Annotated in this window: 10 protein-coding genes; 7 read left to right on the forward strand and 3 right to left on the reverse strand. The window is 49.0% G+C overall.

Features of this window, described 5'->3' with window-relative positions; translation table 11 throughout:
* The first annotated feature begins 54 nt into the window (after positions 1-54).
* The gene (locus L0M98_RS04015) at positions 55-702 is read left to right on the forward strand and encodes a hypothetical protein (protein WP_227215036.1); all 648 of its coding nucleotides are present in this window, start codon (positions 55-57) and stop codon (positions 700-702) included.
* A gap of 88 nt (positions 703-790) precedes the next feature.
* Here L0M98_RS04015 and L0M98_RS04020 read toward each other — a convergent pair whose 3' ends face one another.
* The 3 genes from L0M98_RS04020 to tsaD are packed head-to-tail and all read right to left on the reverse strand — an operon-like array spanning position 791 to position 3,436.
* Positions 791-1,420 (reverse strand): SagB/ThcOx family dehydrogenase, encoded by a 630-nt coding sequence (locus tag L0M98_RS04020; protein ID WP_227215038.1) that lies wholly within the window; start codon positions 1,418-1,420, stop codon positions 791-793.
* Positions 1,420-2,349, reverse strand: a complete 930-nt coding sequence (locus L0M98_RS04025) for an NAD(P)-dependent oxidoreductase (RefSeq protein WP_099291947.1) — start codon at positions 2,347-2,349, stop codon at positions 1,420-1,422. The genes L0M98_RS04020 and L0M98_RS04025 overlap by 1 nt, the downstream gene beginning before the upstream one ends.
* A gap of 16 nt (positions 2,350-2,365) precedes the next feature.
* Positions 2,366-3,436 carry a tRNA (adenosine(37)-N6)-threonylcarbamoyltransferase complex transferase subunit TsaD gene (tsaD, locus tag L0M98_RS04030; protein ID WP_227215040.1) on the reverse strand — a complete coding sequence of 357 codons (1,071 nt, stop codon included), beginning with the start codon at positions 3,434-3,436 and terminating at the stop codon, positions 2,366-2,368.
* Between the two features lie 356 nt (positions 3,437-3,792).
* Here tsaD and L0M98_RS04035 point away from each other — a divergent pair, with 356 nt between their 5' ends.
* The 6 genes from L0M98_RS04035 to L0M98_RS04060 all read left to right on the forward strand — a co-directional run bounded on the left by L0M98_RS04035 (position 3,793) and on the right by L0M98_RS04060 (position 16,912).
* On the forward strand, positions 3,793-8,181 hold the full coding sequence (locus L0M98_RS04035) for a translocation/assembly module TamB domain-containing protein (protein ID WP_237961668.1): 4,389 nt from the start codon (positions 3,793-3,795) through the stop codon (positions 8,179-8,181).
* A gap of 125 nt (positions 8,182-8,306) precedes the next feature.
* Positions 8,307-9,518 (forward strand): ornithine--oxo-acid transaminase, encoded by a 1,212-nt coding sequence (rocD, locus tag L0M98_RS04040; protein WP_227215277.1) that lies wholly within the window; start codon positions 8,307-8,309, stop codon positions 9,516-9,518.
* Positions 9,519-9,752: 234 nt separating this feature from the next.
* Positions 9,753-10,892: a FecR family protein gene (locus L0M98_RS04045; protein WP_227215044.1), complete on the forward strand. Its 1,140-nt coding sequence runs from the start codon at positions 9,753-9,755 to the stop codon at positions 10,890-10,892.
* A gap of 82 nt (positions 10,893-10,974) precedes the next feature.
* Entirely contained in the window at positions 10,975-14,601 is a 3,627-nt protein-coding gene (locus tag L0M98_RS04050; protein WP_227215045.1) for a SusC/RagA family TonB-linked outer membrane protein, read from the forward strand.
* Positions 14,602-14,630: 29 nt separating this feature from the next.
* Entirely contained in the window at positions 14,631-16,016 is a 1,386-nt protein-coding gene (locus L0M98_RS04055; protein WP_227215048.1) for a RagB/SusD family nutrient uptake outer membrane protein, read from the forward strand.
* 20 nt (positions 16,017-16,036) lie between these two features.
* On the forward strand, positions 16,037-16,912 hold the full coding sequence (locus L0M98_RS04060) for a putative zinc-binding metallopeptidase (RefSeq protein WP_227215050.1): 876 nt from the start codon (positions 16,037-16,039) through the stop codon (positions 16,910-16,912).
* The last annotated feature ends 17 nt before the right edge of the window (positions 16,913-16,929 follow it).

A 16,929-nucleotide genomic window follows, 5' to 3' on the forward strand; every position in this document is an offset into this window, starting at 1 on the left:
TCCCTTTTAGTTGAATTTTGAAGTATAAACACTATGAATCTAAAATATTTTTTTATGAAAGTACGTGATTTTATTAACGGTATCATCGTCGGAAGACGGGGAAACGTTATTTATTACGAGCGAGCCGGGCGTTTGTACATGAGGAGGTATGCCATTCCCGGGAAGAAGCGGAAGTGGGAAACGGAAGGGCGTAGCCCGGGGCAGAAGGCGGCGGTGGCAAGGTTCAAGGCGGTACAGATGTTTTATGCCGAGTATGCCAAGCAGGTGTCGCCCGAGGTGTGGAGGTGTGTCGCTAAAGCACGGGGAAAAATGGCACCTAATTTGTTCAACTCGATGAATTTTAATTGTTTCGACGGCGAGGGGAAGATGGTGGATTTCGAGGGATTCCGTTTCACGGAGGGAGTGTTGGCTTTGCCGAGAGAGATAAGAATTGTACGCGAGGGCAAGCGGTTCCGAGTGACGTGGCGGGAGGAGCGTGATTGGAGCACGGCGGCACGGGGTGACGTGATGCAAGTGGGGGTGTTGTACGATAATTTGGTGCGTTCGCCCCGGTTGGCGCTTGAGGTTACCGGGAGGAGGGGAGATTTACGAGGGGAATTCGTGTTGAATGAATCGATAGGCGGAAGCGCTCACGTCTATATTTTTTTCGCGAGCGCGGGTAATACCGCGTTCTCGCCATCTTGGTACTTGCGCGTGGAATAGCGTGTGATGGTACACGGTGAAAATGAATAAGCACGGCATGTCGCTAATAATAGGAGCGTAGCCGTGCTTAATTTTAAGATTGGATAAGTTACTTCTTGTACCCGATAGGTTGGGTGTAGATCACGAAGTTGTTCTTGGGTAAACCGATCACTTTCGCTAGAGCCTCTCTGTTGACGGAACCGATTGTCACGGTTGCCATGTCCTTGGCGGCACAAACGAGGTACACGTTTTGAGCCATGTACCCGGCGTGGTGGTTGGAGTACAGTAGCTTTTGCTCCGGATCGGAGATACGTCCCTCTTTGTCGTGGTTGGCTACATAGATGAAACACACGGGAGCTACCGTCATGAAAGGTTGCGGGCCGCATTCTTTCCGGTAGTCGCCTTTCTTCACGAGTTTCAGTTCGTGTTTTTCGGCGTTGTAGCGGTAGATGCCGTCGGCTGTCGCCACGTAGAGTACCATTTCCTGCCAGTTCGTGGCGGTCGGAACGGTACGTTTGCCGATCTCCGGGCGGTTAAGACCGTTCGCTGCCCACACGAGGTCGGAAAGGTCTTGCAGGGATAGTTTTTTCGTGTCAAAATCACGGGATGTTTGCCGTTCGTTCAGGCATTCGGCGAGTGATTTTCCCCCGGTTTTCTGCGGTGCGGGTAACTTGATGTTTTGAGCATTCATGGCGCTTCCCATGAATGTAAGCACGAGCATTGTAATAATTGTTTTCATTAGTTTACTACGTTAGTTGGTGTACCGTTAAAGAAATTCAGGATGTTATCGACAGCTTCCTGCCCGGTGGCTATACGCGTGTCGATAGTGCCTGTTGCGTTGTGCGGGGCGAGGATCACGTTATCCAGTCCGTAGAGCATTTCCGTCACGTGTGGTTCGTCTTCGAAAACGTCGAGGGCTGCCCCGGCTATCGTTTTGTTTTGTAAGCAGGTTGCCAGTTCTTTTTCGTTAATGACGGCTCCGCGGGCGGTGTTCACGAGGATAGCGGTCGGCTTCATCAGTTCTATTTCCCGCTTGCCGATCATGTGGCGGGTTTCGTCCGTCAACGGGGTATGGATAGAAACGAAATCCGATCTTTTCAGCAAGGTGTCGAGATCGACTCTCTCGTATCCTTCTACCGTGCTCCGGCGGTTGTAATAAATCACGTTCATGTGGAACGCTTCTGCCAGTCGTGCCACGGTCTTGCCGATATTTCCCATGCCGATGATCCCGAGGGTGCGTCCTTCCAGCGTGAAGCCTAGGTTTTTCATCACGCCCCACATGCTCTCTTTCTCTACCCGTATGCGGCGGTCGCATTCCGTGATACGGCGGGCGGCGCTCAGCATGAGCCCCATTGCCATTTCCGCGGTCGGGAAACAAACGGCTTTCGGGGTATTGCATACCGCTATTCCTTTCGAGCGGGCAAATTTGGTGTCAATGTTGTTGTAGCCCACGCCGAAATTACTGATCAGTTTCAGGTTTTTGCCTGCCTCGATAACGCTGTTGTCAATAGGGCGGGTGAATATCCCGAGAATGACATCGTGATCGGGTACCAGTTTGATTAATTCTTCGGTGGTGAAATACTCGCCGTCGGGCATAGTTACGGTATGCTCTTTTCCAAGTTTCGCAAATGACTCGCGGGGAATGTTGTAAGTAACAAGAACTTTCATATTTAAGATTTAAGATTTATGATTTTAGATTCTGTTGATTCCTTGATTTATGACAGACTAACGCATTGTTCAAGCTCATTCTTGCGTCAGCAGGTGCGTCCAATCCGATGAATCGCGAAGCGAGGTATTTGTAGTACCCGGTGACGGCAACCATGCCGGCGTTGTCGAGCGAGAAGCCGAGGCGGGGGATAAATACGTCCCAGCCCGCGCGGGTTCCCTCGTCGTACACGGCTTTTTGCAACCCGGAGTTCGCCGACACACCGCCACCGATGGCGATTTGTTTTATTCCGGTTTGTTTGGCGGCCTTTTTAAGTTTGGCCATGAGTATATCGACGATCGTTTTCTGTAAAGAGGCACAAAGGTCGTTCAGGTTATGTTGGATGAAGTCCGGATCGTTTTTGAGTTCGTCTCGGATGAAGTACAGGAACGAGGTTTTCAACCCGCTGAAGCTGTAATCCAGTCCCGGGATATTGGGTTTGTTGAACGTGAAACGGTCTGGGTTCCCTTCTTTCGCCAGACGGTCGATCACGGGTCCCCCGGGATAGGACAATCCCATGACTTTGGCGCATTTGTCGTAGGCTTCGCCGGCGGCGTCGTCGATTGTTTGCCCGATGACTTCCATGTCCAGATAGTCGCGAACCACGATGATCTGGGAATTACCGCCCGACACGAGTAGCGTCAGGAACGGGAATTTCGGGTGGCGAGCTTCCACTCCCGGTTCTTTGATGAAATTGGCGAGGATGTGTGCCTGCAAGTGGTTGACCTCGATCATGGGAATTTGTTTCGCGATAGCGAATCCCTTGGCGAAGGAAGTTCCCACAAGGAGAGAGCCCAGCAGTCCCGGTCCGCGGGTGAAAGCGACGGCATTGATTTCGTCTGCATTGACGCCTGCGACTTTTAAGGCCTGCGCCACGACCGGGATAATATTTTGTTGATGCGCTCTCGATGCCAGTTCGGGAACGACTCCCCCGTAAGCCTCGTGTACTTTTTGACTGGCAATGACATTAGAGAGTACCACCCCGTCTTTTAGTATCGCGGCCGAGGTATCGTCGCAAGATGATTCAATTCCTAGAATAACAACGCCCATGGTATATTTTAGATTTAATGATTTTAGATTTTAGATTGTCAGCCGCACGGGCTTTGGGGTTTATAAAGTTTATAAGGTTTATAAAGTTCATAAAGTAAATGGACCCCTGCGGGGCGCTTTGTCCACGGTAGCGTAAGCTACCATTAAACACAGTCCGAAGGACTCCCGTAACTTTATAAACCTTATAAACTTTATGAACTTTATAAACTCTTTCCATTTTCAATTGAATTTATTCCTGCAATATTACTAAATTTGCAAGCAAACTAAATGGTGAAAGTATAAAAAAAATAATCTCCATATTGTCCCGGTGTGTAATGGTGCTTGTGCTTTTGGCATTTGCGGCCTATTTTGCCTTGATGACTCCGTACGTTCAGACGAAGTTGGTGGATTATTTTACCCGTATTTTGGAGGATCGGACGGGAACGACGATCACGATCGGGAGGGTGGAATTTCGCCCGATAGAATCATTGATACTGAGTGACGTGTTCGTGAAAGACTGCCGTCAGGATACGCTGATGTTTTGCGAGCGGCTCGTGATGCGGGTGGATTCGGTGAGTTTCGTGAAACGGAAATTCACGATCACGGAGGCGACTTTCGACAATGCCGTGTTTAACTTGTGGATCGAGCGTAGGAAAGACGGGGGGGAGAGCGTCACGAACGTTGAGGAGTTAATCAATTCCCTTTCCGCCTCGATGACGGACACGGTGCCCGCCTCTCCTTTGGGGTGGAAAGTGAACCTGACCCGAATATCGTTGTTCAACAGTCGTTTCCGGTATATAGAGAACGATTATGAACCCGTGGACTACGGGATTAACTGGACGGATGTCGATTGCCGGGATTTAAACGTGATGATTTCCGGAATCAGGTTCTCGAAGGAGGGACGTTACGAGGCCACGGTTACTGGGTTGAGTTTCAGGGAGAAATCCGGATTCGAGGTGATTAACATGGGGGGAAGGGTTGTTGCGACGAATAATAACCTGTTGGTCACGAATACCTTGATTCAGACCGAACGGAGTGAGGCTCATCTGGATACGTTGGAGTATAATTGGGTTCCGGATCAGGAGTACTGGCGTAATTTTACCACGAAGATGCAACAACGATATGTGTTCACCTCTTCAAGGGTACATTTCGATGATATAGCTTATTTTAACGGCAAGTTGCTGGGAATGAATAATGTGTTGTACGGGAGCGGCGTGGTTTTCAACACGATAAGTAATTTGCAGGGCGAGAATCTGGAAGTGTATCTGGGTGAGAAAAGTGTGTTCCACGGTTCATTTGTTTCCAAGGGGTTGCCCCGTTTTTTCGATACGGACTTCACTATCGAATTTACCGATATGCGGATTTCGCCGCCCGAACTGGAAGCTATTTATATGCCGTGGCTGGAAAGCCGTTACGTGAAGATACCGGAAATGCTGCACAAGTATGATTATTTCACTTTTGACGGTACTTTCAAGGGGAAGATCGAGGATTTTGTCGTGGACGCGAAAAGCGTTACCCCGGGAATGGAAGGTTCTCTCGTGTTCAACTATGTTTTGGATAGCGCGGGAGATTATCGTTACGGGGGACGGGCTAACCTGTTCCGGGTGAATTTCGGTTTTCTGACGGGGCAGTCTTTCTTGAAGAACGGTTCGCTGTTCGCGAACTTTAACGGGGTACTGGGTGACTCCACCTCTCGTTTCGGGATGTCGAGTGCGTTAGGATACCTCGACGTGTACGACGGTCGGCTACGGGGGGTACGCCTCTCGGTGGGGACGGAAAACGATCGCCTGTATTTGCTGTCGTCCGTGAAGAACGATAGTTTGCAAGCTGATTTCGAATTGAATTATGTCATGGGGGATTCTCTTCAAATCGCGGACGCGCGGGGGTACGTGAATGTCCGGCAATGGGATTCATGGGGACCGTCCGTTTGCGGGGAAAAGGAATCGTTTGAATTTGATTTCTCGGGGAACCTGAAAATGCAAGAGGACAACAATTGGTTCGAGGCAATCATACCCCGTTTGAAATACGAGAACACGAGGGGGGTGTTCACGACGGATTCGGTGAGATTGACGAATACCGTGCTGGGAGAATATAGTTACTCGAACCTGCAATCGGAAGTGGGGGATGTCACCATGGAGGGATTTTTCCATTCGCTGGAATTGTCGGATTTGTGGAATAGTTTTGTCATGACCTATTTGCCCGCTTACCGCTACGCGGTGGATAAACCATTGCCGGAAGGAACCAATCTGATTGCCGAAGCGCAGTTAAAGAATGTCAATCCTTTGCTGCGGGTCGCTTACCCGCGATTGAAACTTTCGAGCGGTGTCAATTTATCATGTGAATACAATTATGCCGACCGGCGGACGAACCTGTTACTGGAAGCGGATACGATTTCTTTCGGGGATCTGAAGACTCGGGATGCGAGGGTGAAAGTAACGGGTAACGGTACCAACTTGATCTGTACCTGTGCTGCCGATGAGTTGAAATACTTGAATTTCGGGAAACTGTATAACGTGCGCAACACGATGAACGTGTACACGAACAATGTCACGAACCGTCTGACGTGGAGTAACTGGGAGAAAGAAACGTATTGCGGCTCGCTGGTCGCCAATCTCCGGTTGTTGAATTACAGGGGCAGGCACATGACACAGGTGCTTATCCAGCCCAGCACGATCGTGATGGCGGATAGCGTGTGGCAGGTGGGACGTTCCATGATATTGAAGGAGGGAGATGATATTTTCGTGAATAATTTCAAGATCAGCCGGGGAGAGCAAAGTTTTTCCCTGCGGGGACGGGTGAGCGGGAACAAGCGGGATACCCTCTCCATGGCGTTCCATAATTTCAATCTGGCGGAGTTCAATAATATTCTTTTTGACAATAAAGTGAAGCTTTTCGGGTTGGTAAACGGGAAAGCCACGATACAGGACGCGTATAACGACCGTCTTATTTACGCGAATATGGAGATCGACCGCTGGGGGCTTAACCGGGATACTTTGGGGACGTTGAACCTGATGTCCCAGTGGGATGCGGCGAACAGTGCCTTGCAGGTCAGCGTGATCAACCAGATGAAGAACGATGAGGCGCCGTTCAGCGTGTTCGGTTATTATAAACCGTCCACGGACAGCCTGAACATGAATCTCGTGCTTTCGGGAATAGACGTGAATTACCTGACCCGTTATTTCCCGGATATGTTGAAAAGCGGGGAGGGTACATTGTCCGGCGAGTTGGAAATGAAAGGGACGAGCCGGACGGCGGCGATCAACGGTTTTCTGGCCATGGACTCGGTGGCTTTGACCTTGAGTATGCTGAACACGCCGTTTATGATTCATGACCGTATCCCGGTGAAGGATAATCGGATCGTGCTTGATGATTTCAAAATATACGATGCCAAGGGGCGGGCGTCCGTCTGTTCCGGGTTCTACGATTTGCAACAGAACAAGTATGATGTAAACTTGAAGTTCAATAATTTCCGCGTGTTGAACACGAAGCAATCCCAAGGCGAGACGTTTTACGGGCAGTTGTATATCACGGGACAAACCCGGATGAATAATCTGTCGGGTAATTCCGCGTTGTCTGTCAATTTGAAGCCGGAACCCCATTCCGTGCTGTATATACCCTTGACTTCTGCCTTGACGGAGGAGGACGGCAGTATCCTGCGGTTTATAAATAACCGTCAAACCGGCGAACAGTCTGCGATGCACGAGGAGCGGTCTTCTCTGATATCCGATTTCGACTTGAACGCGAATATCGAGGTGAACGACAATCTGGAGGTGCAGATCATATTCGACCCCACGATCGGGGATATACTGAAAACTGTGGGAAGCGGTAATCTGCGTTTTACCTTGGGTAAGGACAACGAGTTGGACCTGTTCGGGGAGTACAAGATCGCGAAAGGAGATTATCTTTTCACGTTGAGTAACTTGATAAACAAGAAGTTCGTGTTGACTCCCGGCGGAAGTATCAAATGGAACGGTTCGCCTTACGACGCCACGATTGACGTGAACGCGATTTATAACCTGCGTACTTCTCTGAGTGATTTGTTGGCGGGGACGAACACGACAATGGACAAGAACACGAAAGTTCCCGTGGAATGCGTGTTGAAACTGGGGGACAATCTGATGAACCCGAACGTGCAATTCGGGATTAATTTTCCCTCCCTCGACGTGCAGATGCGGAGTTTGATGCAGAGTCTTTTCTCCAGTCAGGACGAGGTAAACAAACAAATGTTCTCGCTTTTGTTGCTGAACAAGTTCTACACGCCCGATTATTTGGATAAGGACGCGGAGCAGGAGGAACGCAACACGGGCTACCAGATGGGGGTAACGACGGCGAGCGAGTTGCTGTCGAATCAAGTGTCCCGTTGGTTGTCGCAGATCAGCAATAATTTGGATATCGGTTTCTCGTACCGCCCGGGTGACCAAGTGACGACGAACGAGTTCGAGTTGGCATTGTCTACCCAGATATGGAACAACCGCGTGACCATTTCCGCCAACGGCAACATGGTGGAAGGGTCGAAAACGAACTCGAATACCTCTATCACGGGTGACTTTGACGTGGACGTGAAGCTGAACCAGCAGGGAACGTTGAAGCTGAAGGCTTATTCCCACACGAACGAAAAGATCACGTATAACGCCACGGAGACCGTGCAGGGTGTCGGTGTTTCCTATCAGGAAGCCTTTGATACCTTCCGGGAACTCTTCCGCAAGTACACGGCTATTTTTAAACGGAAAAAGAAGTCTTCGCAATCATCTGATAATAAGCAGTAATTGTAATTTTCAACTTTCAATTTTCAATTTTCAATTGTTTGTCATTGTTTTTTTGGTTTTTTTTCGTGAAATTGGGCTCGTTACGTGAAAACGTCGAACCTAACTAAAATGATATTATGAAAAAAATGACCGAACAAGAGTACATGGATCGTGAGGCGAAATATGGCGCCCACAATTATCACCCGCTACCCGTGGTGTTGGAAAAAGGAGAAGGAATCTACGTGTGGGATGTCAACGGGAAACGTTATTTTGATTTCCTTTCGGCTTATTCTGCCGTGAATCAAGGACATAGCCACCCGAAGATTGTTGAGGCTATGACCGAGCAGGCGAAAACGCTGGCGCTGACTTCCCGTGCCTTTTACAACAACGTGTTGGGAGAGTGGGAAGAATACATCACCAAGTATTTTGGGTACGACAAGGTGCTGCCGATGAATAGCGGTGCAGAGGCGGACGAGACAGCCCTGAAACTTTGTCGCCGTTGGGGATATGACGTGAAAGGTATTCCTGCCGATCAGGCAAAGATTATCGTGTGCGAGAACAATTTCCACGGTCGTACGATTACTATCGTGACGCTTTCCAACGATCCCTCTTCGTATGCCGGATTCGGACCGTTTACACCCGGATTCGTGCGTATTCCTTACGATGACATTCCCGCGTTGGAAGAGGCTTTAAAAGACCCGAACGTGGCGGGATTCCTGTTGGAGCCTATTCAGGGAGAAGCCGGGGTTTACGTGCCGCACGAGGGCTATTTGAAGAAAGCTTATGATTTGTGTAAGGCACACAACGTGTTGTTTATGGCCGATGAGGTGCAGACCGGTATTGCCCGCACGGGTAAGATGCTGGCGTGCGATCACGAGGGGGTACGTCCCGACGTGTTGATTCTCGGTAAAGCTATTTCCGGCGGTTTGATGCCCGTTTCCTGCGTGTTGGCGGACGACGAGATCATGATGACGATCAAACCGGGAGAACACGGTTCCACTTATGGCGGTAATCCGATCGCTTGTCGGGTATCCATGGCTGCATTGCAAGTGATTAAAGACGAGAAACTTGCCGAGAATGCCGAGAGATTGGGTAAGATATTCCGTGAACGCATGGGACAGATCAAATCGGATATGATCGGACTCGTGCGCGGTAAAGGTTTGTTGAACGCCGTCGTGGTTACCCCGAAAAACGGCAAGACCGCTTGGGATGTTTGTTTGAAACTCCGTGACAACGGCTTGTTGGCAAAACCGACACACGATCATATCATCCGTTTCGCCCCGCCTCTGGTTATCAACGAGGAACAGTTGCTGGAAGCAATCGGAGTTATCGAGAAGACGTTGAAGGAATTTGAGTAGTTTGCGATAAACTGAATATTAGAGGGGAGGTAGCTAACAAGTTTATTGATAGCTACCTCTTTTTTTATTCCGGCATATTTTCTTGTCGGAATCTAAAATAAATCGGTAGTAGTTGAATTTTTTTCTTTTTTTTGTCATACTCTTTGTAAGTTCATGTATTATACAACTGAAAATTTCATTCATAAAAACCGGATGTGCGATGAAATGGTATAGTGGTAATAACATGAAATAAGTATGAAGCGGGATTTGTATAAGGTCATAGAACTGTTTAAGAAGTCTTTTGGGAATGCCCTTTCCGATGATGAACGACAAGAAATGGATGTTTTGTTGCAGGATAATTCTTTACGGAAAGCGTACGAAGAGTTGTTTGACGAGGCTTTTGTAACCGGGAAGTTTAAGGAGTTCGAGAGTTACGAGTATAAGCCAGCTTTCGAGGCATTAAAGAAACAGGTGTACCGGGGGCGTTTCCGGCGTTGGATGGCATGGGGGGCATCCGTGGCGGCAGTGTTGGTCTTGGGGTTCATGCTCCTGGAGAACTTCAGTCTTTCAACCGGGGAGCTGGTTGTCGTCAACCGAGAAATTGTTCCGCCGGGAGAAACTGCGGCAGTATTGAAACTGGCAGACGGACGGATGGTGAGGATTGGGAAAGAACCTGTCGCAATCATGGAAGACGACGGGAATGTGGTAAAGTACGAGGATGGGCAACTTTCCTATACTTCCGTGAATCCGATGGAAAAAGAGCTCTACAATGAATTGAAAGTGCCTATCGGGGGAGAGTGCTACGTGGTGTTGAACGACGGGACGGAAGTGTGGTTGAATGCGGGGTCTGAATTAAAGTACCCGGTTGCCTTCACGGGAAAGGAACGGAAGGTGGAGTTAAGCGGGGAGGGATTCTTTAAGGTGAAGAAAGATACCTTGCCTTTTATCGTGGGTGTGGAAACGGGAGATATTACGGTACTCGGTACGTCTTTCGGCGTTACCGCTTACCGGGGAGAGGTCGGGTACACGACGTTGGTTTCCGGCAAGGTAAGTTTCACGTCGAAGAATAAGGAAAGCGTGATATTATCCCCGGGAGAGCAGGCTGTCGTCCTTTTGTCCGGAGAGGTTGAAGTACGTGCCGTTGACGTGGAGGAGTTCGTGGGATGGAAAGATGGAAAGTTTGTCTTCAAGAATAAATCTTTGGGGAATATCATGCACGTTCTGGAACGCTGGTACGGGATAAAGGCGGTATTTAAAGATGAGGAAGTGAAGGAATTGGAGTACACGGGAAGCCTTGAACGGTACGATAATATCAACACGTTCCTGCGGTTGTTGGAGAAGTTAAACGATGTACATTATGAAATAAGGGAAGATGTGATTATTTTATATAAATAAAAAAGAGGGATAGGTCGCAAATTTCTCAGGTTTTAAACCTATTCCCCTTTAAGTCCATGTTTTAAATAAACAATACAAAAGTATGAAAAAAAATCGAGTAATCAAGTTTCTTGACCTAATGGGTAGGTACAGGAACAATTCAAGGATTATGAAGTGCTGTGTCGTCTTTGTTTTCTTGCTCACGCTGAATTTGGGCGTGTATGCCCAGACAAATCCGGTGACGCTGGATTTGAAGGGCGTGAACCTTGACGAGTTCGTTCAAGCGGTGAAGAAACAGACAAACATCAACTTCATGTACAACTCGTCGTTGGTTGCCGCCGCGGGAGAAATCACGATCAAGGTGGAAAAGATGGAGTTGAAGAGTGTGTTGGACACCGTGTTGAAAAAAGCCAATCTCGTGTACGAGTTCGAGAATAACACGGTACTGATCCGTCCCGGCAAGGGACAAGCGGTCGTGAAGCAGCAAAGTGTGTTGAAGGGAATCGTTAAAGATGAACAAGGTGTGCCATTACCGGGTGTCACTGTTTTAGTGCGCCAGAAGACGGAGAATACCACGGGGATGTCGGTCGTCATGGGGACCGCTACCGATACGGACGGGAAATACTCGATCATGGTGCCGGAGGGCGAGAATGTCTTCGTGATCTTTTCTTTTGTTGGAATGGTTTTGCGGGAGATCAAGTACACGGGACAAAAGACACTTGATGTCGTGATGAAGGAGGACGTGAAGGCGGTGGAAGAGGTGGTGGTGACGGGATACGGCAACGTGTCGAAAGGTAATTACACGGGAGCCTCCACGACGGTAAAAGCAGAGGATGTCCTGATGGCGGGAGTTTCCTCTATCGACCAGATGTTGCAGGGTGTTGTGCCCGGGATGCTGGTGTGGAACACGACGGGACAGGTCGGGGCAACCTCGAAGATCCGGGTACGGGGGACTTCCACGTTGCTCGGGAGTCAGGAACCTGTGTGGGTGGTCGACGGGGTGATCCAGCAAGACCCGCAGCCTTTTAACTCGGAGGACAACACGAAGTTTTCCGTGGACGCGGATGACATCAAGCAATTGGCGGGTAATGCCATCTCGTGGTTGAACCCGAATGATATAGAAACAATCACGGTGTTGAAAGACGCTTCTGCCACGGCTATTTACGGTTCCAAGGCGGCGAACGGGGTGATCGTGATTACCACGAAGAAAGCGAGGGCGGGAAGGATAAACGTGAATTATAGCGGCAATCTCTCGATCGGGCAAAGACCTCGCTACGGATTGTACGATTTGATGAATTCCCGGGAGATGATGCAGTTCTCGAAGGAGATATATGATGAACGGCGGGTATATCCTTCCACGGTTTTGCCTGTCGGTTACGCCGGTTTGCTCCAGAAATGGCTGAACAAGGAGATCACGGAGGAGGCGATGGAGCAGGAGTACGCGAGGATGGCTAAACAGAACACAGATTGGTTTAAACTGTTGTTCCGCAATTCGTTCAATCACTTGCATAACGTGAGTATCAGCGGTGGTTCGGAGAAAATACAGAACCGGACTTCTTTCGGGTACACGGAAGAAAAAGGGGAAGCGAAAGGGAATAATATGACGACGTTCACGGCGACATCCAACACGACCGTGAATTTCGGGGAGCGTTTGATGATCAATATGTTGTTGAAAGGAACGGTACGGGACGTGCGGGGTTTTGCTTACGGGGTGGATCCTTTCTCTTACGCGTACAACACGACGAGGGTAATCCCAGCGTATAACGAGGACGGTTCTTATTATTACCACGAGAAAGAGGGAGCACGGAATGAAGGGGCTATGCATATGAGTGGCAAGTATAATTATAATATCCTGAACGAGTTGGAAAACACGGGAAGCAAGAATAGCACGAGGACATGGGGTACGACGATAGATTTGAAATGGCGGATACTGCCGGGATTGGAATACCAGGGGCTGGTTTCTTACACGTCTTCTTCTGCCGATTCCAAGAAGTACGCGGATGAACGTTCGTTCTATATCACGCAGATCCGGGGGTACGAGTTCGGTTCGATTGCCACGACGGATGATATGGCAAAACAGACCCCTCTGCCTAATGGCGGTATTCTGGAAACAGACCTGACGAACAATACTTCTATCATGATCCGGAATAGTCTGGTGTATGACTGTTTGTTCGGGGTAAAGCACCGGATGACGTTGCAAGTGGGTATCGAGACCAATGCTCTCACGACCAAGGGAAACACGCAAAAGCGTTACGGTTATTTGCCGAATCGGGGTGAGACATTTACCACTCCTCCTTCCTTTTTTGAAAGTAGCGAGGGTGAACGTTTGGATAACAGTGTTTACGTGAATGGGGAAACACGGGTGATTAACCGGGTGGATAATAAACTCAGCGAATATATGTTGGCGGCTTATACTTACCAGGAACGTTACGTGATGAATTTTAGCGCTCGCTTGGATGCTTCCAACCGTTTCGCTCAGGATAAGAATAAACGCTTTGAACCGACGTGGTCGATCGGGGCGAAATGGCGGCTCGGGCAGGAGAGTTTCCTGTTGGGACAATTTTGGATCGATAATCTGGATTTGTACGGTTCTTATGGCTATCAGGGAAATGCTGTTTCTTCGGTTTCGCCTTACCTGACAGCAAGGGACGGGGGAATTGACGGGGCGTACAAGGATTATGTCTTGATCGTGAGCTCGTTGCCCTACCCGAATTTGGGATGGGAGAAGACGAAAACTTATAATATCGGGATTGATGGTTCCTTGTTTGAGGGGAGGTTGAATTTTACGGCTAATTATTTTGAAAAGGTGAGCGACGTGCTTGCAGCCCGTGGGGTGGCTGTCGAGAATGGAACATCGAGTGGAGTTGTTTCCGGTACTTCGATGAAGAATTACGGGTATGATTTCGTGATTGATGTGGTTCCAGTCCGGACGGAGAATTTCACGTGGCAGCTTTCGGTTAATACCTCCGTGACACGCAATAAGGTGGACAAGAATGACCGTTGGAATTCTGTTGATAGTTACTTGGATGGTTCCGCCGTGATGGAAGGGCGTCCTTTTTCCACGTTCTATTCTTTCGAGTTCGATAAATTGAACCCGGAGAACGGGTTGCCGGTGTTTAAAAATATGGACGTGGAGAACGGTTTTGACCCGACTGCCTATTTGGTGAAGTCCGGGAAACTTGTGCCGGATTTCTCGGGAGGTTTCAATATGCTGTTCAAGTATAAACGGCTTTCGTTGTACGCTTTGTTTGCCGTGCAATGGGGCGGGCATGATCGTTTGCCGGAGCTGTACACGGCTTCTTTTTCAGATGGTTCGGGATTGCCTAAGCCGGAACAAAATGTGTCAAGGAAATTACTCGGTCGCTGGAAGAAACCGGGTGATGATGCTTACACGAGCATCCCTTCCCTCCCGGGTGCGGGCAAAGAGCAGATATTGTTGCCGGCGGTAGAGCGGGGCGGTTATGGTAACAAGAATTTGTACGAGATGTATAATATGTCTGATGTATGGGTCGCTAACACGGATTTTATTCGTTGCCGTTCACTCTCGCTGTCTTACGAGATGAACCCTGAATGGTTAAAACGGGCTTACATTCAGCGGATGCAGGTAAAAGCGAGTATGACGAACCCGTTCATGTGGGTTTCGGACAAGAAATGGGACGGTCTGGATCCGGAAACACGGAATTGGCCGGCGCGGCGCGTGACCTCGTTGTCATTGCAAGTGGTATTTTAGTGGATTGAATAATGGAAAACGATAAGATCATGAAAAGATTTAAGTTTATAAAGGATATAGTATGGATGGGCGTGTTCTTGTTGGCGGCGTGTTCTGATTTCCTAGAGGAAAAGTCACAGGACGAGGTAATCGTGACGACTGTGTCTGATTTTAGCCAGTTATTGCTGGGTTCCGGGTACGTGGATGTTGCTTATGATGCGCTTTATTATTTTGATGATGATTTGGAATTGGACCCGTCTTACTATTGGGGCGACGAAGAGAATACTTTCGCGACACAGTTTTTCGGTCATTACACGTGGCAGCCGAGTATGTGGGGTGGAGAGTCTTACGCGGTAGACGCGTACACGCTGACTTACAAAAAGATTGTGGGTGTGAATGCAACCCTAGATGGGATTGACGGGGCGATAGGTTCCCCGGAAGAGAAGGAACAGGTAAAAGCGGAGGCTTACGCGTTACGTGGGTACTACTATTTTATGCTGGTGAATTTGTACAGCGAGCCTTATAATTACAATAAAAATGCTCTTGGGGTACCGTTGAAGCTGACTGCCGATCTGACGGAAAACGGGATAGACCGGGGTACGGTGGAGGACGTGTACCGGCAGATCGTCGAAGATTTGAAGGCATCTATCGAATTGTTCGAGAAATACCCGAAGAAGAGAGGAAGTTTCCGGATCAATATTTCCGCGGCACAGGTGCTGCTGTCCCGGGTGTTCCTGTATATGGAGGAGTGGCAGGAGGCGATAGATGCAGCCACGGCGGCGATAAAGACCGGAGCGGGATTGACGGATTACACGCGAGTAGGGATGTATTCCGAGTTCGAGATGGCAAGTTACAAGCATACCGAGGTGGAGTGGGTGTATAATGCTTGGATAGAGATTCCCTATGGATATGTTCCGTCCGAGGATTTGATGTCGAAGTTCACGGGTGAGGACAGGCGTCTGGATTTATGGTTCCCGTGGGGGATGTGCACGAAGAAAACGGTTATGGACTGGGGAGCCCCGGTGAACACGATCCGGCTTTCGGAGGCTTACCTGAACCGGGCGGAGGCTTATGCGCAGCAGAAAGAGCAAACGGAAGCCTTGTCAGATTTGAATACATTGCGTCGTTACCGGATAGAGGGATACGAGGATGCGTCTATCACGGATGAGGCTGTCCTATTGGATGAAATCCGTCTGGAACGTCGCCGGGAACTCTGTTTTGACGAGCTGCGTTGGTTTGATTTGCGCCGCTACGGGATGCCTTCCATATCGCATAAATACAAAGTGACAGAATACGACCCGTGGGTTGTCTACACGTTGGAGGAGAGGGATCCGCTTTACACGATACCGATTCCCAATACGGCAATAAGTAATAATGTCCTGTTGAAACAGAACCCGTCGGCTTATGTCCCGGCAAGGAAAGGTGTCATAGAGTAAAACTGATAATTGAAAATATTATGAAAGCGATAAGATTGTATTTGATATTATGGAGTGCCCTTTTAACGGGTGCTTGTGCCGAGGATAAGCAACTCGGGGACGTCGAACCTTTGGAGCAGGGTTACGTGTTGCCGCAAGGCAAATCCCCGGCGGATGACCGCATCGTGAGTTTATTTGACAAGTACGGGACTTATTTCTTGTACGAGTACACGGAGGCTGATTTCAGTTGGCGACAGGGGGGCGGCAGTTTGATTTACTCTTACACGGCTCCCGACCCGCTATACGCGGGGAATATGCTGGATTTGCTGGATGAAATCTGGTTCAGGTTTTACCCGGAGGAATTTCATAAAAAGTATATGCCCCGGAAGGTCTTTCTCGCAGGAACGCTGGAGGGTGGCAGTGGCACTATTTACGCTCGTGTAGCCCAGGGGCAGATTGCGGTCGGTTGCTGTTCGGACGTGTTGGTCGATATGCCGGGGGAAATGAAGCAGGCTTTTAAATCCGAGCTTCAAAGAGTATTGTTGAGAGATTGGATTACCCGGGGAATAATCACGATACCGGACGAGTTTTATGCGGTAAGTGATTATTCTTACGAGGCGGACACTGATAACCCTGATTCTCCCAATTATGCCCGTGCCAGAGGGTTTGTTGCGATGAGTAACGGTACCGAGTGGTGCGGTCGGGTGGATTGGCAGACAGGTATGTTGGATAAGAGTGAAGACTTGAGATATTTTATTGATAGCATGGTCAGCCGAACCGCGGAGGAGTGGGCGTCGGATTTGGAATACCCGTTGGTGCAACAGAAGTACGATATTTTGCGAGAGTATATTTTGGAAAATTACAAAATTGATTTACGAGAGATCGGAAATAAAACAATTGAAAATAAAAAGGATTAACGATTACCAATTAAAGG

It is taken from the genome of Butyricimonas sp. DFI.6.44, assembly GCF_022132345.1.
Classification (GTDB): Bacteria; Bacteroidota; Bacteroidia; order Bacteroidales; family Marinifilaceae; genus Butyricimonas; species Butyricimonas muris.

Bases quoted from the DNA above. Each gene is read 5' to 3' on its own strand.
- L0M98_RS04015 (WP_227215036.1), top strand. From the start codon at position 55: ATGAAAGTACGTGATTTTATTAACGGTATCATCGTCGGAAGACGGGGA.
- L0M98_RS04020 (WP_227215038.1), bottom strand. From the start codon at position 1,420: ATGAAAACAATTATTACAATGCTCGTGCTTACATTCATGGGAAGCGCC.
- L0M98_RS04025 (WP_099291947.1), bottom strand. From the start codon at position 2,349: ATGAAAGTTCTTGTTACTTACAACATTCCCCGCGAGTCATTTGCGAAA.
- tsaD (WP_227215040.1), bottom strand. From the start codon at position 3,436: ATGGGCGTTGTTATTCTAGGAATTGAATCATCTTGCGACGATACCTCG.
- L0M98_RS04035 (WP_237961668.1), top strand. From the start codon at position 3,793: ATGACTCCGTACGTTCAGACGAAGTTGGTGGATTATTTTACCCGTATT.
- rocD (WP_227215277.1), top strand. From the start codon at position 8,307: ATGACCGAACAAGAGTACATGGATCGTGAGGCGAAATATGGCGCCCAC.
- L0M98_RS04045 (WP_227215044.1), top strand. From the start codon at position 9,753: ATGAAGCGGGATTTGTATAAGGTCATAGAACTGTTTAAGAAGTCTTTT.
- L0M98_RS04050 (WP_227215045.1), top strand. From the start codon at position 10,975: ATGAAAAAAAATCGAGTAATCAAGTTTCTTGACCTAATGGGTAGGTAC.
- L0M98_RS04055 (WP_227215048.1), top strand. From the start codon at position 14,631: ATGAAAAGATTTAAGTTTATAAAGGATATAGTATGGATGGGCGTGTTC.
- L0M98_RS04060 (WP_227215050.1), top strand. From the start codon at position 16,037: ATGAAAGCGATAAGATTGTATTTGATATTATGGAGTGCCCTTTTAACG.